The sequence below is a fragment of the Flavonifractor sp. An10 genome (assembly GCF_002161215.1).
GTDB lineage: Bacteria > Bacillota > Clostridia > Oscillospirales > Oscillospiraceae > Flavonifractor > Flavonifractor avistercoris.
This window is the reverse complement of sequence record NZ_NFMB01000001.1, coordinates 339,770-359,058: the sequence shown is the minus strand read 5'-3', so window position 1 is coordinate 359,058 and position 19,289 is coordinate 339,770. Positions and strand designations below refer to the sequence as shown.

The 19,289-nt window shown below is 65.0% G+C and carries 18 protein-coding genes; 13 read left to right on the top strand and 5 right to left on the bottom strand.

Annotated features, from left to right (window positions below):
* The first annotated feature begins 235 nt into the window (after window positions 1-235).
* The 4 genes from rpsB (at window position 236) to B5E42_RS01810 (ending at window position 5,621) form a co-directional block, all read left to right on the top strand.
* Entirely contained in the window at window positions 236-970 is a 735-nt protein-coding gene (rpsB, locus tag B5E42_RS01825) for a 30S ribosomal protein S2 (protein WP_087236316.1), read from the top strand.
* Between the two features lie 86 nt (window positions 971-1,056).
* Window positions 1,057-1,971, top strand: coding sequence for a translation elongation factor Ts (gene tsf, locus B5E42_RS01820; protein WP_087236314.1), 915 nt, complete (start codon window positions 1,057-1,059; stop codon window positions 1,969-1,971).
* A 531-nt stretch (window positions 1,972-2,502) separates the two neighbouring features.
* Window positions 2,503-4,683, top strand: coding sequence for a UvrD-helicase domain-containing protein (locus B5E42_RS01815; protein ID WP_087236311.1), 2,181 nt, complete (start codon window positions 2,503-2,505; stop codon window positions 4,681-4,683).
* Entirely contained in the window at window positions 4,680-5,621 is a 942-nt protein-coding gene (locus B5E42_RS01810) for a 3'-5' exonuclease (protein ID WP_087236309.1), read from the top strand. Before B5E42_RS01815 ends, B5E42_RS01810 begins: the two co-directional genes overlap by 4 nt.
* A 274-nt stretch (window positions 5,622-5,895) precedes the next feature.
* Here B5E42_RS01810 and B5E42_RS01805 read toward each other — a convergent pair whose 3' ends face one another.
* From B5E42_RS01805 to B5E42_RS01785, 5 genes are all read right to left on the bottom strand, one after another.
* On the bottom strand, window positions 5,896-7,317 hold the full coding sequence (locus B5E42_RS01805) for a DUF4340 domain-containing protein (protein WP_087236307.1): 1,422 nt from the start codon (window positions 7,315-7,317) through the stop codon (window positions 5,896-5,898).
* A complete protein-coding gene (locus tag B5E42_RS01800) occupies window positions 7,304-8,758 on the bottom strand; it encodes a GldG family protein (protein ID WP_087236305.1) in 1,455 nt (484 codons plus the stop codon). The genes B5E42_RS01805 and B5E42_RS01800 overlap by 14 nt, the downstream gene beginning before the upstream one ends.
* A complete protein-coding gene (locus B5E42_RS01795; protein ID WP_087236303.1) occupies window positions 8,758-9,621 on the bottom strand; it encodes an ABC transporter permease in 864 nt (287 codons plus the stop codon). Before B5E42_RS01795 ends, B5E42_RS01800 begins: the two co-directional genes overlap by 1 nt.
* Window positions 9,618-10,673: an ABC transporter ATP-binding protein gene (locus B5E42_RS01790; RefSeq protein ID WP_087236301.1), complete on the bottom strand. Its 1,056-nt coding sequence runs from the start codon at window positions 10,671-10,673 to the stop codon at window positions 9,618-9,620. The genes B5E42_RS01795 and B5E42_RS01790 overlap by 4 nt, the downstream gene beginning before the upstream one ends.
* Window positions 10,674-10,823: 150 nt before the next feature.
* Window positions 10,824-11,171: a helix-turn-helix domain-containing protein gene (locus B5E42_RS01785; RefSeq protein WP_087236637.1), complete on the bottom strand. Its 348-nt coding sequence runs from the start codon at window positions 11,169-11,171 to the stop codon at window positions 10,824-10,826.
* Between the two features lie 167 nt (window positions 11,172-11,338).
* On the opposite strand from B5E42_RS01785, the gene B5E42_RS19075 reads away from it, so the two are divergent.
* The 9 genes from B5E42_RS19075 (at window position 11,339) to B5E42_RS01740 (ending at window position 19,289) form a co-directional block, all read left to right on the top strand.
* A complete protein-coding gene (locus B5E42_RS19075; protein ID WP_087236299.1) occupies window positions 11,339-11,914 on the top strand; it encodes a hypothetical protein in 576 nt (191 codons plus the stop codon).
* Window positions 11,915-12,007: 93 nt separating this feature from the next.
* Window positions 12,008-12,682: a response regulator transcription factor gene (locus B5E42_RS01775; protein ID WP_087236297.1), complete on the top strand. Its 675-nt coding sequence runs from the start codon at window positions 12,008-12,010 to the stop codon at window positions 12,680-12,682.
* Window positions 12,679-13,941: a HAMP domain-containing sensor histidine kinase gene (locus B5E42_RS01770; RefSeq protein ID WP_141242421.1), complete on the top strand. Its 1,263-nt coding sequence runs from the start codon at window positions 12,679-12,681 to the stop codon at window positions 13,939-13,941. Before B5E42_RS01775 ends, B5E42_RS01770 begins: the two co-directional genes overlap by 4 nt.
* 112 nt (window positions 13,942-14,053) lie before the next feature.
* Window positions 14,054-14,617 carry a hypothetical protein gene (locus B5E42_RS01765; RefSeq protein ID WP_087236293.1) on the top strand — a complete coding sequence of 188 codons (564 nt, stop codon included), beginning with the start codon at window positions 14,054-14,056 and terminating at the stop codon, window positions 14,615-14,617.
* Window positions 14,614-15,237: a hypothetical protein gene (locus B5E42_RS01760; protein WP_204244364.1), complete on the top strand. Its 624-nt coding sequence runs from the start codon at window positions 14,614-14,616 to the stop codon at window positions 15,235-15,237. The genes B5E42_RS01765 and B5E42_RS01760 overlap by 4 nt, the downstream gene beginning before the upstream one ends.
* Window positions 15,200-15,580 (top strand): hypothetical protein, encoded by a 381-nt coding sequence (locus tag B5E42_RS01755; protein ID WP_204244363.1) that lies wholly within the window; start codon window positions 15,200-15,202, stop codon window positions 15,578-15,580. Before B5E42_RS01760 ends, B5E42_RS01755 begins: the two co-directional genes overlap by 38 nt.
* Window positions 15,581-15,923: 343 nt before the next feature.
* A complete protein-coding gene (gene alaS, locus B5E42_RS01750) occupies window positions 15,924-18,596 on the top strand; it encodes an alanine--tRNA ligase (protein WP_087236288.1) in 2,673 nt (890 codons plus the stop codon).
* Window positions 18,597-18,668: 72 nt separating this feature from the next.
* Window positions 18,669-18,848 (top strand): DUF4250 domain-containing protein, encoded by a 180-nt coding sequence (locus B5E42_RS01745; RefSeq protein WP_087236286.1) that lies wholly within the window; start codon window positions 18,669-18,671, stop codon window positions 18,846-18,848.
* A gap of 102 nt (window positions 18,849-18,950) precedes the next feature.
* Window positions 18,951-19,289 carry a histidine triad nucleotide-binding protein gene (locus B5E42_RS01740; protein ID WP_087236284.1) on the top strand — a complete coding sequence of 113 codons (339 nt, stop codon included), beginning with the start codon at window positions 18,951-18,953 and terminating at the stop codon, window positions 19,287-19,289.

The window sequence follows — 19,289 nt, the reverse complement described above, 5'->3', positions numbered from 1 at the left end:
CGCCCCATTCCCCATGGGAGGCCCGGATGATATCCGGGCCTCCCCTTTTTCCCGGATTTTTTCCTTTTGGATTGGAAAAAATCCTTGCAAAAGGGAGAACACTGTGGTAGAATACTAGAGCATGTGATTACGCACACCCGCGGGACAGGGGGCCAGGTGCTTTCCATCAATGGGAGGTTGGCCGGCCCTGGAGGAACCGGGTGGAGGAATCAACAAATAAAGGAGGAAATTATCCATGGCAGTCGTATCTATGAAGCAGCTTCTCGAGGCGGGCGTCCACTTCGGCCACCAGACCCGCCGCTGGAACCCCAAGATGGCCACCTATATCTATACCGAGCGTAACGGCATCTATATCATCGACCTGCAGAAGACCGTGAAGAAGCTGGAGGAGGCCTACAACTTCGTCCGCTCTCTGGGCGAGTCCGGCCAGACCCTGCTCTTCGTGGGCACCAAGAAGCAGGCTCAGGAGGCCATCAAGGAGGAGGCCACCCGCTGCGGCGGCTACTACGTCAACGCCCGCTGGCTGGGCGGCATGCTCACCAACTTCAAGACCATGCGCGGCCGTGTGGATCGTCTGAACCAGCTGAAGAAGATGCAGGAGGACGGCACCTTCGACATGCTGCCCAAGAAGGAAGTCATGAAGCACCTGGGCGAGATCGCCAAGCTGGAGAAGTACCTGGGCGGCGTTGTGGAGATGAAGAAGCTCCCCGGCGCGCTGTTCGTGGTTGACCCCCGCAAGGAGCGCAACGCCATCAACGAGGCCCGCAAGCTGCACATCCCCATCGTGGCCATCGTGGACACCAACTGCGATCCCGACGAGATCGACTATGTCATCCCCGGCAACGACGACGCCATCCGCGCCATCAAGCTGATCTCCGGTGTGATGGCCAACGCCATCCAGGAGGGCAAGCAGGGCCAGGATGCCGCCGAGGCCGCCGCTGAGAAGGCCGAGGAGCCCGCCGCCGAGTAATCGACGCTGAACTGTGAAACCATGGAGCGCCCGCCCGCGCGGGCGAGGCGCTCCTTTTTTAACTTTGAGATGGAGGTAATGTGATTATGGCAATCACCGCGAAAGACGTACAGGCCCTGCGCGAGATGACCGGCGTGGGCATGATGGACTGCAAGAAGGCCCTCACCGAGGCCGAGGGCGATATGGACAAGGCCGTGGAGATCCTCCGCGAGAAGGGCCTGGCCGCCTCTCAGAAGAAGGCCGGCCGCATCGCCGCCGAGGGCATGGCCTATGCCGCCGTCATCGACGGCGTGGGCGTGGTGGTCGAGGTCAACGCCGAGACCGACTTCGTGGGCAAGAACGAGAAGTTCGTGGACTTCGTCAAGGGCGTGGCCGCCGTGGTCGCCAAGGAGAAGCCCGCTGATCTGGACGCCCTGATGGCTCTGCCCTTCGGCAACGGCCGCACCGTGCAGGAGGAGCAGCAGGAGATGGTTCTGGTCATCGGCGAGAACATCAAGGTTCGCCGCTTCGCCTTCTACACCGACGGCGTTTCCGTGGCCTATGTCCACGCCGGCGGCAAGATCGGCGTGCTGGTGAACCTGGAGACCAGCCTGTCCGCCGAGCAGGTGGAGGCCGTGGGTAAGGACGTGGCCATGCAGATCGCCGCCCTGAACCCCCGCTTCTGGGACAAGAGCCAGGTGGATCAGGCCACCCTGGACGAGGAGAAGAAGATCATGCTGGTGCAGATGGCCAACGATCCCAAGATGGCCTCCAAGCCCGAAAAGGTCAAGGAGGGCATTGTGGCCGGCAAGCTGGGCAAGTTCTACAAGGAGAACTGCCTGCTCCAGCAGGAGTTCGTGAAGGACAACTCCATGGACGTGGCCAAGTATATCGAGACCTCCGCCAAGGCTCTGGGCGGCACCATCACCTTCAAGGACGCCGTCCGCTTCGAGAAGGGCGAGGGCATCGAGAAGAAGCAGGAGAACTTTGCGGAAGAGATCGCCAAGCAGCTGGGCAAGTAAACAGCAGAAAGCTACCGAGGGCCGGACACAAGGTGTCCGGCCCTTTTCCATGCTTCGGCGTTCTCCTGCTCTCGCCGGGAGGCGGGCCGTGCCTTGAGGGTGCATCCGGGCTGTATGTATGCTCGTCCTTTTGGCGAAAAGTTTCGTCATGCTGCCAAATTCCCGCTTGAAATCCGTCAGGATTCCTGCGCGGAAATTTGTTGCCTAACAAAATTTTCGCGCAAAATTCCAAGCACACGTGCAACCCGGATACACCCTACCGCGTGCAAGCGTTTTGCCGGAGGCAAAACCTTGCGCCGGGGCGGATTCACTCCGCCCCGGCTGAAATGAAATCCGGGGCCCCCGGACGGCGGGAGCCGGACGGGGCCGAACTTCGCCGAAGAGATCGCCAAGCAGCTGGGCAAGTAAACAGCAGAAGGCTTTCAAGGGCCGGACACAGGGTGTCCGGCCCTTTTTTCGTCCCGGGGTTGAGATGGGCGGCCCGGTCTGCTATAATAGGGGAAAACGTATGTTCGAGCAGGAGGTGCTGTGATGTCGGATTTGCTGGAGGGGCTCAACCAGGCCCAGCGGGAGGCGGTGACCACCACCGAGGGCTTTGTGCGGGTGATCGCCGGGGCGGGCTCCGGCAAGACCAGAGCCTTGGCCCGCCGCTTCGCCTTCCTGGTGGAGGGGCTGGGCATCCTGCCGGGCAACATCCTGTGCGTCACCTTCACCAACAAGTCGGCCAACGAGATGCGCCAGCGCATCCACAACCTGACCGGGGACGACGACACCGGCTATGTCAACACCTTCCACGGCTTCTGCGTCTCCATCCTCCAGGAGGACAGCCACGCGGTGCAGTACCCCAAGAGCTTCCTGGTGCTGGACAACGCCGACATCAACGACATGCTCCAGATCATCTATGAGGAGCGGGGCCTTACCCTGCGGGACATGACCTTTGCCGACGCCCGGGACATGATTGAGATCCGCAAGCTGTTCCAGGAGCCGGACTACTACCGGGACATGATCGCCATGCCTCTGGACATTCTGAAGGAGAAGTACGACCGGGCCTCCTCCCCTGCGGACATCATCTTCTACGGCTACCTTTACCAGGAAAAGAAGTGCTTCGGCCTGGACTACAACGACCTCATCAAGTTCTCCCTGTACATCTTCCAGGAGCACGCCGACATCCGGCTGAAATGGCAGCAGCGGCTGGAGTACATCATGATCGACGAGTTCCAGGACATCGACCAGCTCCAGTACCAGCTGATGGAGGTGCTGTGCGGCTACCACAAGAACCTGTTCGTGGTGGGCGATCCCGACCAGACCATCTACACTTGGCGGGGCGCCGACGTAAAGTACCTGCTGGACTTTGACAGGCACTTCCCCGGCACCCGCACCATCCTGATGATGGACAACTACCGCTCCACCCCGGAGATCCTGGCGGCGGCCAACGCCCTGATTGATAAGAATGAGCAGCGCATCCAAAAGGAGCTGGTACCCACCCTCCCCCACGGGGCGCCGGTGACCTGCTGCCTGGCGGAAAACCAGGCGGCGGAGGCGGACTGGATGGCGTCGGAGATGCTGCGGCTCCACCAGGGCGGCCTGCCCTGGCGGGACATGGCCGTCCTCTACCGGGCCCACTATGTGAGCCGGTCGGTGGAGGAGGCTCTGCTGCGGGAGAAGATCCCCTACACCATCTACAGCGGGGTGCAGTTCTTTCAGCGCGCCGAGATCAAGGACGCCCTGTGCTACCTGCGGATGATCGCCTACCGGGACGATCTGTCCTTCCGCCGGGTGGCCAACGTGCCCCGGCGGAACCTGGGGAAGCGGCGGATGGCCTTTCTCCAGGAGTACGCCCAGGCCCACGGCTGCTCCCTGTACCAGGCCCTGACGGACAGCCTGGACGGCCCCCTGTTCAAGGGCACCGGGGCCCGGGGTTTTGTGTCCCTGGTGGAGGCCTTCTCCGCCGGGTACGAGGGCCGGCCGGTGTCGGAGGTGCTCGCCGCCCTGCTCAACGAGAGCGGCTATGAGCGGATGCTGCGCACCGAGGGCAGCCAGGAGCGGCTGGACAACCTGGCGGAGCTGAAGCAGTCGGTTCATGAGTACGAGACCACCTGCGGCGAGGAGAGCACCCTGGAGCACTACCTGGCCCATGTGGCCCTGTTCACCAACGCGGACACGGGGGAGGCCGGCGACCGGGTGAAGCTGATGACCGTCCATGCCGCCAAGGGTCTGGAGTTCCCCCACGTGTTCCTGTGCGGCATGAACGAGGGGGTGTTCCCCTCCCGGAAGGTGCGCACCCGCCCGGCCATGGAGGAGGAGCGGCGGCTGGCCTTCGTGGCCCTCACCCGGGCGGAGCAGGGCCTGTACCTGTCCGGGGCGGAGGGCCGCCGCTTCGACGGCTCCCCCTGGTACCCCTCCCGCTTCCTGTTGGATATCGGGCCGGAGCACCTGTCCTATGTGCGGGAGCCCCGGGAGGGCCTGATCCGGGAGGCGCGGGCCTACATCGACAGCAGCCAGCGCCGCCTGCCGGAGGACGAGCACACGGCGGCCTTCCCGCCCGGCCAGCGGGTGAAGCACTTCGTGTTCGGTGTGGGGACGGTGGTGGACGTGGACTGGGACAAGGGAGCCCACGTGGTGCAGTTTGACGACATGAGCACCCCCCGCCGCATCTCCTTCCGGGCCGGGCTGGAGCCCTGCCCCCCGGGCGCAGAGGGAGGGCAGCCATGATTATCCTGGATTTTGAGTGGAACCGGGGCTACGACGGCAAGCCCCTGGACGAGATCCTGCAGATCGGCGCGGTGCGCCTGGCGGGGCTGGGGGCACCCATCGACGACACCTTCAACGCCTACATCCGCCCCGCCGTCCACAAGAGCTTCGATCCCGGCGCGAAGGCCCTGCCGGAGCTGGCGGAGTGCCGGGCCTCGAATCTGGATTTTCCCGCCGCCCTGGCCGCCTTCACGGCGTGGATCGGGGACGAGACCGTCTTTGCCTCCTGGGGCGGCGGGGACGCGGACACCCTGGCCCGCAACTGCGCCCACTGGGGCCTCCCCTGTCCCGACCTGGGCCAGGTGTATGACCTCCAGCGGGCCTTCGGCCATGCGGCGGGGGCGGAGGGCCGGCAGGTGGCCCTGTGGCGGGCGGTGGAGTACTGCGGCATTCCGGACTGCTTCTCCTTCCACAACGCCCTGTACGACGCGGTGTACACCGCAGTGCTCTCCCGGTGGCTGACGGAGGAGGATCTGCTCTGGCAGCCGTCCAAGGCGGCGGCGCGGAAGCTGCCCGCCCTCTCCCGGCTGGCCTTCCAGCCCCAGCCCAGGACACGGGTGGGCCCCTTCCCCTCCGCCCGGGCGGCCCTCAGCTCCCGCACGGCCCGGCGGGCCGCCTGCCCCCTGTGCGGGCGGACGCTGTGGGTGCAGGAGTGGTACGGCCCCCTGGGTCAGCGGTACTACGGCCGCTTCCGCTGCCCGGAGCACGGCCGCTTCCTCCGTCGGCTGACCCTCTCCCGGCTGGAGGACGGCCAGTGGCGGGGCCGCCTTGCCCTCCCACCGGTCACCGAGGAGCTGGAGCGGGAGTATCAGGCGGCGTGGAGCGGCAAGCCCCTCCCCTGCCGGGGCACCCGCCGCCGGCGCAGGCGGGGACGGGCCAGGGCCGCGCAGAGTTCCTGACAGGCAGTATAAAGATAAAAGGGAGCACCGGGCCAAGCCCGGTGCTCCCTTCTGGCTGTCGATAACCCCTCCGGCTAAAGGATTCGGAGGGAAGGATAGTGTGAAAGGGAACCGTCAGGGTTCCCTTTCACGTTGGATCAAACAACTTTTTGAAACTTTTTTGAAGTTTCAAAAAGTTCAGCAGCCTGTCGAAAAGACTTTTTCGACAGGCTGAAGGGAGCACCGGGATTTCCCGGTGCTCCCTTTTGGTTTGCGTCTTCGGTTTCGATGCCGGTCAGTTCAGGACAATGGCGCGGACGGCCTCGGTCAGATCCACCACCTGCTCCCGGGGCACCAGGGAGACGCTCTCCCCGTCCACCACCGCCAGGCAGTTGGTGCCGTCATAGCGGTAGAGCTGGATCTCCACGGTGGGGAAGCTCTCGCTGTCCAGGTGAACCGTCAGGCTGATCTCCTCCTGCTGGTCGGGGGCCTCGTCGGTGAACTCCGCCGCCGTCAGGCCCTCCAGGGCGCTCTGGAGGTCGTCGATCTCCAGCTCCTCCCCCTGGCAGCTCCAGGTGCGGTCGTCCCCCTCCCCTTCGGCGGAAATGGTGTACTTCTCCCCCTCCAGGGCGATGTCCAGCTGGGTGACGCCGGCAAAGTCGGCCCACAGCACCTCCTGGTGGCGCAGCTCGTCATAGGACGCGGCCATCAGGGCCTCGTAGTCCGAGCCGGAGAGCTGATAGACAATCTGGGAGTCTCCCACCCGGGCGTAGGCGGTGATCTCCTCCTCCGTGTCCTCTGTCTCCTCCGAGCCGCTCTCTTCGTCCGCCTGGGCCTGGGCCAGCTCCTCGGGATCCCGGCTGATGTGGAGCACAAAGGTGCCGGAGGTCTCTGCCCCGTCCTCGTCCTCGCCGGTGTAGTCCACCGTCACCGTCAGCTGGGGCTCGTCCAGGCCGCAGTCGGCCAGCTCCTCGTCGGTGGCGTTATAGGTCACATAGTCGGTCAGCTCCAGGGACTGGAGGGTGCGCAGGTACCCCTCCACCAGGCTGGTGTCCAGGGGCAGGCTCTCCCCGTCCTGCTGGGTGAAGTAGACGTCGTCCTCGCTGTAGGACAGGCCGCTGTCCTCCTGCCAGGTAACGGTGTAGTCCTGTTCCCCGGCAAAGGTCAGGCCGGTGACCTGAGTCCAGTCCGGTACCTGGTCGTTGGCGATCAGGCCGCTGAGATCGGTATCATACACGTCCAGGGGGTCGCTGACCGCCAGGTACACGTTGCCGTCCCCGGTGGAGACATACCGCTGCTCGTCCATGTTGCTGTAGTTGCCCAGCTCGATGGTATAGCTCTCCTCCTCCGTGGCCAGCTGGATGGTGCAGGTGGGGTCGTCCAGGCCGTACTGGGCGTAGTCCTCCACGTCGGTGATGACAAAGGCCGCGCCGAAGGCCTCAAACTGCCCCAGCAGCTCCTGGATCTTCTCCCCGTCCACCGGGAAGGCCTCGTCATCGTCGTAGCGCCAGCCGTCGCCGTCCCGGTGGAAGGCCAGGGTCTCCCCCTCGTATTCCCAGGACAGGGACTGGACGGCATCCGGATCGATTTCCAGCACCGTCTCCCCGCTCTCGGCGATCTCCTCCTGCCGCTGCTCCAGGTGGAGCACCGCGAAGGCGGCGATGCAGGCCGCGGCCAGCACCCCCAGCAGGATATACAGCCGCTTAGCACGGTTCATTCTGATTCCTCCTTCTCCTCAGAACCACGGCGATGCCCACGCCCAGGAAGAGCAGGGGGCACACCCCGATCATCACGGTCTGCAGCAGGGCGGAGGTGGACTCGCTGATGGTCAGATAGTTGTAGTTCAGCGACTTGCTGCGGATGGCCATGGCCTCCCGCTCGCCGATCAGGTCGGACAGGGCGTTCATGGCCAGATCCCCGTTGGAGCCGGAGGAATAGGCGTTGTATACGTCCTCCAGGAACACGGAGGAGGTGAACCACACCATCTGCCCGCCGCCGTCGTCCTCCACGGACACCGCCACCGCGAAGGGGCCGTCGATGTCCCCCTCCTCCTTCTCGTAGGTGGACAGGTCATAGCCGGCCACCTTGCTGAAGGCGGCGTCGGAGGTGGTGAGCAGCTCGGTCACCGTGCCGCCGGAGCCCTCCCCCGTCACCGTCAGGCCCAGGGAGATGGGCAGGATGGGGAAGTAGTTCTCCTCGATGAGGGAGTCGGTGATGTCGTGGCTGGCCATGTCGGGCAGGAGCACGTAGGGGGCCTGGAAGGCGTAGTGCTCCCGGTCGGCCTCCACCACGATGCCCTCGTGGGCCTCCACGCCGTAGTCGGACAGGAGGCTGTACAGGTTCTCCAGGATGCCGTCCTCCACAGGGCCGGCCATGACCAGCAGCCTACCGCCGCCGGACACGTAGTCGGCCAGCATGTCCCGCTCCTCGGTGGAGATGTCGCTGGAGGGGGCGTAGATGAGGATGCAGTCGGCCTCCTCCGGGATGGCGTCCACGGTGAGCAGGGACAGGGTGTTGGTCTCGATGTTGGCCTTCTCGATCTGGTCGGCGAAGGTGGAGGGCAGCTCCGCCTCCCCGTGGCCCTCCAGGACGTAGAGCTGGGGCAGATCCTCGGTGACCACGTAGTCGATGGCGGAGGTGATGGCCCCCTCCCCGTCAAAATCGGTGGTGTAGGAGTAGGAGTACATGTCCGCGCTCTGCACGTAGATGTCGTTGTAGCTGATATACCGGCTGCGGTCGCCGCACTCCACCACCAGGCTGTTGTTGGGCACGTCCTCGTCGGTGTACTGCTCGGCAAAGGTGGGATACACGTCCGGGTTGCGCTTCACCACCTGGATGTGGTCGGAGAGGCTCTCGTACTTGCCCAGCAGGTTTTCGATCACGTCGTCCTCCTGCCCGGACTGGACGATCCAGTAGATGGTCACGTCCTCGGTCAGGCCGTTCACCACCACCTTGGTGTTGCTGGTGATGGAGTAGAGCTTGGAGGCGCTGATGTCAAACCGGGTATAGGCGGTGGGCAGGGCGGAGGCAAAGACGTTCACCGCGATGAGGATGGCCAGCACCACCGCAACAACCGCCAGGGAGTAGGCCCCGCCCTTCAGGGCGTTGCGCCCCCGGCGCTCCCCGCCGCCGGCGGGCTTTAAGCTCAGCTTTTTCATCAGTTGTACCTCCGTTTCTCCATGGACTGGACGGACAGGAGCAGGAAAAAGCCGATCACGCTCAGGTAGTACACGATGGCTGTCACGTCAAACACGCCGTTGACAAAGGTGTTGAACCGCTCGAACAGGGACAGCTGCTCCATGACGGCGGGCAGCAGCCCCTCAAACATAGAGCTGTCCACCAGGAAGGCGGCGGCCAGGGCCAGCACCAGGGCCAGGGCCACGCCGTAGGCCAGGCCCTCGTTCCGGGTGAGATAGCGGATCAGGAAGCCCAGGAGGATCGCCAGCACGTCCAGGGCGATGAGGGAGCCGAAGGCCGTGGAGGAGATGTACTCCGACAGGCTGACGCTGTAGTAGTTGAACAGGATCACCGCGATGGTGATGCCGGCGGCGAAGCCCTGGTTCTCCGTCAGGGAGGACAGGAACACCCCCACCGCCATCAGGGCCGCCCCCATGACAAAGAAGGCGAAGATGGAGCCGTAGGAGGTGGGCAGGTAGACCTCGCCGAACTGGGCGAAGATCAGGGGGTACACGCAGATCACCGCCAGGGGGATCAGGTACACCGCCAGCAGGGCCAGGTACTTGCCCAGCACCACCTGGGTGGTGGTGATGGGCAGGGAGTAGAGCAGCTGGTCGGTCTTCTGCCGCCGCTCCTCGGCCAGCACCCGCATGGTGAGGATGGGCACGATGACCACAAAGACCAGGCTGCTGAAGCTGAGGACATACTCGAAGTTGCTCACCGCCGCCTGGAGGTTGTAGAGCATGGCGCCCACACCCACCACAGCCAGCAGGAAGGCCCCGAACACGTAGGCCGTCAGGGAGTGGAAATACCCCCGCAGCTCATGCTTGCATACCGCGATCACGGTTCCTCCTCCCCCTTTCCTTCCGCGGTTTCCGCGCTTTCTGTCGCTTCCGCGGGCTCTGTCTCAGCCTGGTGCTCCGGCTGCTCCGCCCCGTCCGGCTCCACCGCCGGGGGCTCCTGGTGCTCGGTCAGCTCCAGGAACACGTCCTCCAGGCTGGCCTTCTTCAGGGACAGCTCCAGCAGGGCCTTCCCCGCCCCGGCGAAGGCGAAGAAGATCTCCCGGGACACCTGGTGGAGCTCGGTGCAGTCCGTCTTGAGGCGCAGCGCCGTCAGGCCGTCGGCCCGCTCCTCCGCCGCGCAGTCGGTGAGCTCCGCCACCCCGTCCAGCAGGGCGCTGGCCTCTGCCGGCGGCGCGTCGGTGACTACGGTGATCTCGTTGGAGCCCAGCAGCCGCTTCTCCAGGTTCTCCGGCCGGTCAAAGGCCACCAGCTTTCCCCGGGAAATGATCAGGATCTGGTCGCAGAGGTTCTGCACCTCCGACAGGATGTGGGAGCTGAAGATCACCGTGTGGCTCTGCCCCAGCTCCTTCACCAGGGTGCGGATCTCGATGATCTGCAGAGGATCCAGGCCCACGGTGGGCTCGTCCAGGATGATCACCTCCGGATTGCCCAGCAGGGCCTGGGCGATGCCCACCCGCTGCCTGTAGCCCTTGGACAGGGCGGAGATGCGCTTGCGGCGCACGTCGCCGATCTTCGTCTGCTCCACCACGGCGGAGATCTGCCGCTCCAGCTCCGCGCCCCGCAGGCCCTTGGCCTCCCCCACAAAGCGCAGGTACTCCAGGGGGCTCTCGTTCAGATACAGGGGCGGCTGCTCCGGCAGGTAGCCGATGCGCCGCTTGGCCTCGTTGGGTGATTCGAAGATATCGTACCCGTCGATCCTGACGGTGCCCTCCGTGGCGGACAGGCATCCGGTCATGATGTTCATGGTGGTGGACTTGCCCGCCCCGTTGGGGCCCAGGAAGCCGTAGATCCGGCCGCTGTCCACCCGGAAGCTCAGGTCGGATACCGCCGTGTGCTCGCCATATTGCTTGGTGAGATGCTCGACCTCAATCAAGGGGTCTCCCTCCTTATGTGCTCAGATAGCCTGATTGTAGCGCCGGGACTTAAAATCTACCTTAAAGAATGGCGGCAGAGCGGGGTGCGGACGGGCAAAAGGCAGGCGCGCCGCGGAATCCCGCGGCGCGCCTGCCTTTCTATGCTGTGCTTATCCGGTCAATGTTCCGTTCCCGCTCCTGGTCTTGTACGCCTCACCCCAGCTCTGCATGGCGTCCAGGACGGGCTTGAGGCTGTACCCCAGCTCAGTGAGGGTGTACTCCACCCGGGGCGGCACCTCCGGGTACACCGTGCGGGTGAGCAGGCCGCTCCCCTCCATCTCCCGAAGCTGGGCGGTGAGCACCTTCTGGCTCACCGTGCCCAGGGACTTTTTCAGCTCCCCGAAGCGCTTGGTGCCCGGCATCAGATCCCGGAGTATGAGCACCTTCCACTTGTCGCTGATCAGGGTCAGCGTGGTCTCCACCGGGCAGGCCGGAAGGGTCTTTGCCTCTGCCGGCATGGTTTCTCCCTCTCCCTTGGTTTCCATTTGGTCTGTACAGCTGCATTTTACCCCAGCCTCCCCGCCGGTGTCAAGACGCGGCAGGTCCTTTAAGTTCCTTTTGAGTTGGCGTGCCATCCTGTGGGCACCGGGAGACCCCCGGACACCTATGGAATGGAGTGATTCTTTTGAAACGAACCAAATGGCTGGCTCTGGGCCTGTGCGGGGCTATGCTGCTGGCGGCCCTGACCGCCTGTTCCGCCGATTCCGGCCAGGAGGAGGAGACTGTCAGCCCCACTCCCACCCCCGAAGAGACGGAGAGCGTATCCGCCACCCCCGCGGCAGAGGAGGAGGACGCCGTCCAGGAGACCGCCGCCCCCGATGAGACGGCAGACGCCGGCCTGACCCTCGCCTTCACCCTGCTGGATGCCGACGGCGCTCCCCTGTCCGACGCTTCGCTCCAGCTCACCATCGGGGAGGATCAGGCGGACTACCCCGCCGAGGAGGACGGCACCCTCACCGTGAGCGGCCTGCCCCGGACGGGCACGGCGGAGCTGGTGCTCACCGACGCCTCAGGGGCGGAGCTGGGCACCCTGGAGCTCCAGCTCTCCGAGGGCTCGGTCACCGACGCGGTGGACAACGGGGACGGCACCGCCTCCCTCACCGTCCTGACCGAATCGGAGGAGGCGGCGATCACCCTCGCCATGGGCGACGGCGGCACCCTGACCTGTTCCCTGACGGCTGCGGAGCCGTCCGCATCATAAAATTTGCAAAACGTTCAAGATTTGTCCACAGCCACGGCACAGAATCCGCTTAAACTGGAGCACGATACCTGACCAAAAAAGGAGTCTTGAACCATGCGGATTCTGATCGCCGAGGACGAGCCGGAGCTGGCCGCCGCCCTGGAGGCCATGCTCAAGCGGGAGCACTACTCGGTGGACGTGGTGCACGACGGGGACGACGCCCTGGACTACGGCCTGGCGGAGAACTACGACGGCCTGGTGCTGGACATCATGATGCCCCGGCGGGACGGACTGGAGGTGCTCCGCCTGCTGCGGGAGAAGGGGGTATCCACCCCCGTGCTCCTGCTCACCGCCAGAAGCGGGGTGGACGACCGCATCCGCGGCCTCAACGCCGGGGCGGATGACTACCTGCCCAAGCCCTTCGACATGGGGGAGCTGGTGGCCCGGGTGCGGGCCCTCACCCGCCGGGGCGCCGCCTATACCCCCAGTCAGATGACGGCGGGGGATCTGACCCTCGACCGGGACACCTTCGAGCTGTCCGCCCACGGTGCCTCGGTGCGTCTGGGCAACAAGGAGTTCCAGCTGCTGGAGCTGCTCATGCGCCAGCGGGGCGGCTTTTTGTCCACCGAGCAGCTGATGGAGCGCATCTGGGGCTATGAGAGCGAGGCGGAGGTCAACGTGGTATGGGCTTACATCTCCTATCTGCGCCGCAAGCTGGAGGGGCTGCACTCCACCGTGCGCATCACCGCCAGCCGGGGCCGGGGCTACACCCTGGAGGTGGGGGCGTGATCCGCGCCCTCCGCCGCCGCTTCCTCCTCATTGCCATGGCCTCCCTGGCCGGCACCCTGGCCCTGCTCTGCCTGGCCATCAACCTGGGCTACCGGCACATGCTCACCCAGCGGGCCGACGCGGCGGTGGAGATGCTCCACCAGACCGGAGGCGCCTTTCAGATCCCAGACGCGCCAGTGGATCCGGCGGCCCACGGCGGGTTTCAGGTCACCCCGGAGACCCCCTTTGAGACCCGCTACTTCATCGTCCACCTGACGGAAAACCGGGAGGTCACCGAGGTGGACGCCGAGCACATTGCCGCCCTGGATCGCCAGATGGTGGTGGAGTGGGTGGGCAATATCCTGGACGGAGGAAAGCAGTCCGGGTACACCAGCTATTACCGCTACGGCGTCTTTGCCGAGCCTGACGGCGGCACCACCATCGTGGTGCTGGACTGCTTCCTCCAGCTTCAGGGGGCGGGCGGCGTACTGCGCATCTCCCTGCTGGCCGCCGGTGTCTGCCTGCTTACGGTATTTCTGCTGCTGCTCCTCCTCTCCCGGCGGGTCACCCGGTCCTTTGTGGAGAACCTGGAGCGGCAGCGCCAGTTCGTCACCGACGCCTCCCACGAGCTCAAGACCCCTCTTGCCATCATCTCCGCCAACACCGGCCTGCTCTCCGACTCCCTGGGGGAAAACCGCTGGCTGGAGAGCACCCGGGCCCAGGTGGGGCGGCTGGACCGGCTGATCCAGAACCTGATCGAGCTGGCCCGCACCGAGGAGGCCCTGCCCGACGAGGCCGTCGCCCCCGTGCCCCTGGGACGGGTGGCGGAGCGGGCCCTGGAGGACTTCCGCCCCCTGGCCGAGGCCGCCGGCAAAACCCTGGACGGCCGGATTGAGCCGGAGCTGGTGCTCCCCGGTGTGGAGGATAACCTGGCCCGCCTGTGCGCCCTGCTGCTGGACAACGCGGTCAAGTACTGCGACGAGGGCGGCGCCATTCGCCTCACCCTGGCCCGCCGGGGCCGCTGGGCCGTGCTGTCTGTCTCCAACCCCTGCGCCGGGCTGGACGCCGCCCAGCTCCCCCGCCTGTTTGACCGGTTTTACCGGGCGGATTCCTCCCGCGCCCGCAGCAGCGGCGGCTACGGCATCGGCCTGTCCACCGCCCGGGCTATCGTGGCCCGGCACCACGGACGGCTCACCGCCCGCCTCTCCGGCGGCACGGTAACCTTTACCGCTGTCCTTCCCCTCTTTTCCCGCCCGCCAGAGCGGTTTTTACATAGATAAAGCCAGCGGAGTTATCTGTCTTGCCTTTTATCCAATTTTATTGTTTATCGCTAAAATAATATTGACTTTCAGCCATTGGCAGCGTATACTTGCCTCAGTGAGGTGAACGCTGATGCCTACGAGAGGTTCCATCCCCGGCCGCCTGGGCGCCTTTATCCTGGGCCACATTCTGTGTTCAGTGCTGTACTTTTTCTTTGCGTTTCTCAATTTCAGGCAGGCAGGCCCCGCTTCCTCGACAATCGCCGTGGTACAGATCTATCTGCTGCCGGCGGCGCTCTACCTGCTGGCGGGCTGCCTGTTCTCCCGGCTCCGACGCTGGCCCGGGCCGGGGCGGAAAACCGCTTTCCTCTCTGTCCTTTTCCCCACCCTGTGCGCCTGGGGCTGGGTGGCCGCCAGCGCGGGCGTTGGCATCTTTGCCTCTCTTGCGGGTATTCCGGCACTGGAGGGCGCCGGCTCCTGGATGCTCTTCTCCACCGTCTACTGGGCCCCGGCCTCCGCCCTGTTTGTCCTTCTTTCCCTGTTGTACTCCCTGGGCGGGCTCCCCTGGCTGTGGCTGGTCTGTGTCCCTTTGGCAGGCCTGCTTCCGCCTCTGCTGTTCTTTCTGGGCTCCCTTCTGCCCCACAGGTTCCGCCGGCCCCAGCCGCCGGCGCTCCCGGAAGGGGGAACTCCCGCATGAGGCATACCGGCTCTGTCCACGGCCGCTTCGGCGGGTTTGCCGCCGGGCATTTTACCCTCTCTGTCCTGGGCTTTGGGGGCTGGCTGCTCCTGTCCGGAGCGTGGGGGCTCCCTGTATTTCCCGTCTATGTGTACGTCCTGATGCTCCTCTATGTGCCGGCGGGCTGGGTGGTGTCCTCCCTGAGGCGCTGGCCCGCCCCGGATCTGAAAACCGGCGTCAAGGCCGTCCTGTACCCCGCCCTATGCGCCTGGATCTGGGCCTTCGGCGGGCTGTGGCTCTTCTCCTCCGGCGGCGCCTTGCCGTCGGTGGGCTATCTGGGCCTTCAAATTCTTCTGTCCACCTTCCTTCTGGCCTCCCCCTCGGCCCTGTTCGTCCTGATGACCGGCCTCGCCTTTCTGGACGGGGCCGCCCCGTGGCTGTGGCTGCCCCAGGTTATTCTGGCGGGCCTGCTGCCGCCCCTGCTGTTCTTCCTGGGGTCGCTTCTGCCCCGGGCGTCCCGGGAGGGTTGTTCTCATGAAAGCGAAAAAAGCATCGGTGCTCCTGATTCTCCTGTGCGCGCTCCTCATTCCGGCCCTGCTGCTGATGACAGTCCGGAGCGGGGATCATCCGGCGGGGATTGAGCGGTTTGTGGCCGCCAACCAGGCGGCACTGGAGGAGATCGCGGCGGACTGCCTGCGCGGCAGCCAGACGGCGGCGCGGTACAAGGGTGTAGAGATTGAAGGCGTCTTTCCCGGGGAGCACCGAATCGTGCAGTTCTTCTCCGGCGGCTTCGGCCTGGCCCCCGCCTCCACCTACTGCGGTTTTTACTACTCGGAGGACGGCGTGCCGGCGGCCTATCAGAACGTGGATGTCCCGCTGACCCCCGCCGGGGAGAATCGGTGGCGCTGGAGCGACGGGACGGACAACGGCGGCGTAACCCGGCGTATTACGGAGCACTGGTTCTCCTACCGGGCCTGGTTTTAGCCGAGAGCCGCCGCCTGCCGAAAAAGCGGTTGACAACGGCGAAAAATGTGATAGAATAATTCAGCTATCAGAAAAACGCCGCGACGAAGCCAAGCGGATGCCCGTGCGCCGAGCGAGGAGGGGACGGTGGAAGCCCTCTGCTGTACGGCTCCGCAAGCCACTTCACCAGCCGCCCGGGACGACCGGGACGCCTCATCCCCGTTACCGGATGGCATGAGATGCCCTTCGGGGCAGATCAGGGTGGTACCGTGGAGTGAATACGCTCCGCCCCTGACATGGGGGCGGGGCTTCTTTTTTGCCCGGCAAAGCCCAAAATTTTGGAAGATAGGAGTTTGGTCTGTCCATGCACAAGAACTACGGTCTCAACGAGCTGCGCGAGATGTTCCTGAAATTCTTTGAGACAAAGGGCCATCTGCGCCTGCCCAGCTTCTCCCTCATCCCCCAGAACGACGCCTCCCTGCTGCTCATCAACAGCGGCATGGCACCCATGAAGCCCTGGTTCACCGGGGAGCAGGAGCCCCCCCGCCACCGGGTGACCACCTGCCAGAAGTGCATCCGCACCGGCGACATCGAGAACATCGGCCACACCGCCCGCCACGGCACCTACTTTGAGATGCTGGGCAACTTCTCCTTCGGCGACTACTTCAAACGGGACGCCATCCACTGGGCCTGGGAGTTCCTCACCTCCCCCGAGTGGGTGGGCCTGGAGGCCGACCGGCTCTACCCCTCCGTGTTCGCCGGAAACGAGACCACCCCCGCCGACGACGAGGCCTTCGCCATCTGGCGGGACGAGATCGGCATCTCCGAAGACCGGATCTTCAAGTTCGGCAAGGAGGACAACTTCTGGGAGCACGGCTCCGGCCCCTGCGGCCCCTGCTCTGAGATCTACTACGACCGGGGCCCTGAGTGGGGCTGCGGCAAGCCGGGCTGCACCGTGGGCTGCGACTGCGACCGCTATATCGAGGTGTGGAACATCGTGTTCTCCCAGTTTGACAACGACGGGGAGGGCCACTACACCGAGCTGAAGCAGAAGAACATCGACACCGGCATGGGCCTGGAGCGGCTGGCCTGTGTGTGCCAGAACGTGGCCTCCCTGTTCGACGTGGACACCGTCATGAACATCACCAACAAGGTGTCCGAGATCACCCACGCCCACTACGGCGAGACCGCCGCCAAGGACGTGTCCCTCCGGGTGATCACCGACCACATCCGCTCCTCCGTGTTCATGATCTGCGACGGCGTGCTCCCCTCCAACGAGGGCCGGGGCTATGTGCTCCGCCGCCTGCTCCGCCGGGCCGCCCGCCACGGCAAGCTGCTGGGCGTCAACGATCCCTTCCTGTACGAGGTGTGCGACACCGTCATCCACGAGAACGAGGGCCACTACCCCGAGCTGCGGGAGCGGCAGGACTATATCACCAAGGTCATCCGCACCGAGGAGGAGAACTTCGCCCGCACCATCGACGGCGGCCTGAAGATCTTCAACGACATGCTGGAGCAGCACAAGGCCAAGGGGGAGAAGATCTTCTCCGGCGCTGACGCCTTCAAGCTGTACGACACCTACGGCTTCCCCATCGACCTGACCATGGAGATGGTGGCCGAGCAGGGCATGGCCGTGGACGAGAAGGGCTTCCAGAAGCTGATGCAGGAGCAGAAGGAGCGGGCCCGCAAGGCCCGGGAGGCCCTGGGCGACCTGGGCTGGGCCGGCGTGGAGTTCGGCAAGGACGTGCCCGAGACCGAGTTTGTGGGCTACGACCACACCGCCATCGACGGCGCCAAGGTAGTGGCCCTGGTGGTGGAGAACGAGCAGGCCGAGGAGCTGATGCCCGGCGTGGAGGGCATCGTGGTGCTGGACAAGACCCCCTTCTACGCCGAGATGGGCGGCCAGGTGGGCGACCACGGCGTGCTCACCGCCGCCAGCGGCGGCGTGTTCCAGGTCACCGACGTGCAGAAGAACAAGGGCGGCAAGTATATGCACTACGGCAAGATGTCCGGCGGCGTGCTCAAGCTGGGCGACACCGTGAGGGCCGAGATCGACGTGCCCCGCCGCAAGGCCGTCATGCGGGCCCACTCCGCCACCCACCTGCTGGACGCGGTGCTGCGGAAGGTGCTGGGCGACCACGTGCACCAGGCCGGCTCCCTGGTGGAGCCCGACAAGCTGCGCTTCGACTTCACCCACTTCGCCGCCCTCACCGCCGAGGAGCTCTCCCAGGTCTCCGCCCAGGTCAACGAGGCGGTGCTGGAGGGTTACGACGTACACACCGAGGTTCTCCCCATCGAGGAGGCCAAGCAGCGGGGCGCCATCGCCCTGTTCGGCGAGAAGTACGGCGACACCGTCCGGGTGGTGGACATGGGCCAGGGCTTCTCTGTGGAGTTCTGCGGCGGCACCCACCTGGACAACACCGCCAAGGTGGGCGTGTTCCACATCGACAGCGAGTTCTCCGTGGCCTCCGGCGTGCGCCGCATCGAGGCCACCACCGGCTTCAAGTCCCTGGAGATCATGAACCGCAACCAGGCCCTGCTCTTTGAGGCCGCCGCCGTCCTCAAGGCAAAGCCGGGTGAGCTGCGGGAGAAGGCCGAGCAGAACATGGCCGAGCTGCGGGAGATGCGCCACACCATCGAGAAGTTCCAGGCCAAGGAGGCCGCCGGCGAGACCGAGCGCTTCCTCATGGGCTGCCACCCGGTGGGTGATCTGCGGGTGCTGACCGCCACCCTGCCCAACGCCGACGCCGCCAAGCTGCGCCAGATGGGCGACATGTGCCGGGATCGGGAGCCCGGCATCGTGTCCGTCCTCTCCACCGTCAACGACGGCAAGATCACCTTCCTGGCCGTCTGCGGCAAGGAGGCCGTGGCGAAGGGCATCAAGGCCGGCGACATCATCAAGACCATCACCGCCATCTGCGGCGGCAAGGGCGGCGGCAAGCCGGACAGCGCCATGGGCGGCGGCAGCGACGTACTCAAGCTGGATGACGCCCTTGCCAAGGTGGACGACCTGGTCGCCGAAAAGCTGGGGCTCTAAGCCGCGTCAGGCACCACCGGCCCTTTCCGTCATATCATAGATTGTATTTTTTCAATAAAAGGAGACTACCCTATGCTTCCCAAGGACCCCGTGATTCTGCTCAGCGTCATCAACACCAAACTGCGGGATTTTTATCCCAGCCTGGACGCCCTGTGTGACGATCTCCAGGTGGACGCCGGGGAGATCACCCAGTCCCTCTCCGCCATCGACTGTTCCTACAGCCGGGAGCGGAACCAGTTCGTCAGAACCTGACCGCAGCCCCCGTCCGGACATGAGCCTCCGAACGGGGGCTCGCTTTTTCTTGCCCTTCCTGATGATTTGGTGTAAAATAGCCCGTGAAAGGAGGCTGATTCCATGAGCGATTGTCTGTTCTGCAAGATCGCTGCGGGAGAGATCCCGTCCAAGAAGGTGTATGAGGACGACCAGGTGTACGCCTTCTATGACATCGATCCCCAGGCGCCCACCCACTTTCTGGTGATTCCCAAGGCCCACATCGGCTCCTGCGGGGAGATCTCCCCGGAGAACTCCGCCGTGGTGGCCCACGCCTTTGAGGTGATCTCCCAGGTCACCAAGGAGCTGGGCATCACAGACTTCCGGGTGGTGTCCAACTGCGGGGAGCAGGCGGGCCAGTCCGTCCACCATCTGCACTTCCACGTGCTGGCGGGCCGGGACATGACCTGGCCTCCCGGCTGA

What these genes read in the sequence shown, in the direction of transcription:
- B5E42_RS01785 (WP_087236637.1), bottom strand. Translation starts at nt 11,171, where the DNA reads ATGCCGGCAGAGGCAAAGACCCTTCCGGCCTGCCCGGTGGAGACCACG.
- rpsB (WP_087236316.1), top strand. Translation starts at nt 236, where the DNA reads ATGGCAGTCGTATCTATGAAGCAGCTTCTCGAGGCGGGCGTCCACTTC.
- B5E42_RS01740 (WP_087236284.1), top strand. Translation starts at nt 18,951, where the DNA reads ATGAGCGATTGTCTGTTCTGCAAGATCGCTGCGGGAGAGATCCCGTCC.
- B5E42_RS01755 (WP_204244363.1), top strand. Translation starts at nt 15,200, where the DNA reads ATGACAGTCCGGAGCGGGGATCATCCGGCGGGGATTGAGCGGTTTGTG.
- alaS (WP_087236288.1), top strand. Translation starts at nt 15,924, where the DNA reads ATGCACAAGAACTACGGTCTCAACGAGCTGCGCGAGATGTTCCTGAAA.
- B5E42_RS01815 (WP_087236311.1), top strand. Translation starts at nt 2,503, where the DNA reads ATGTCGGATTTGCTGGAGGGGCTCAACCAGGCCCAGCGGGAGGCGGTG.
- tsf (WP_087236314.1), top strand. Translation starts at nt 1,057, where the DNA reads ATGGCAATCACCGCGAAAGACGTACAGGCCCTGCGCGAGATGACCGGC.
- B5E42_RS01800 (WP_087236305.1), bottom strand. Translation starts at nt 8,758, where the DNA reads ATGAAAAAGCTGAGCTTAAAGCCCGCCGGCGGCGGGGAGCGCCGGGGG.
- B5E42_RS01760 (WP_204244364.1), top strand. Translation starts at nt 14,614, where the DNA reads ATGAGGCATACCGGCTCTGTCCACGGCCGCTTCGGCGGGTTTGCCGCC.
- B5E42_RS01775 (WP_087236297.1), top strand. Translation starts at nt 12,008, where the DNA reads ATGCGGATTCTGATCGCCGAGGACGAGCCGGAGCTGGCCGCCGCCCTG.
- B5E42_RS01745 (WP_087236286.1), top strand. Translation starts at nt 18,669, where the DNA reads ATGCTTCCCAAGGACCCCGTGATTCTGCTCAGCGTCATCAACACCAAA.
- B5E42_RS01810 (WP_087236309.1), top strand. Translation starts at nt 4,680, where the DNA reads ATGATTATCCTGGATTTTGAGTGGAACCGGGGCTACGACGGCAAGCCC.
- B5E42_RS01805 (WP_087236307.1), bottom strand. Translation starts at nt 7,317, where the DNA reads ATGAACCGTGCTAAGCGGCTGTATATCCTGCTGGGGGTGCTGGCCGCG.
- B5E42_RS01765 (WP_087236293.1), top strand. Translation starts at nt 14,054, where the DNA reads ATGCCTACGAGAGGTTCCATCCCCGGCCGCCTGGGCGCCTTTATCCTG.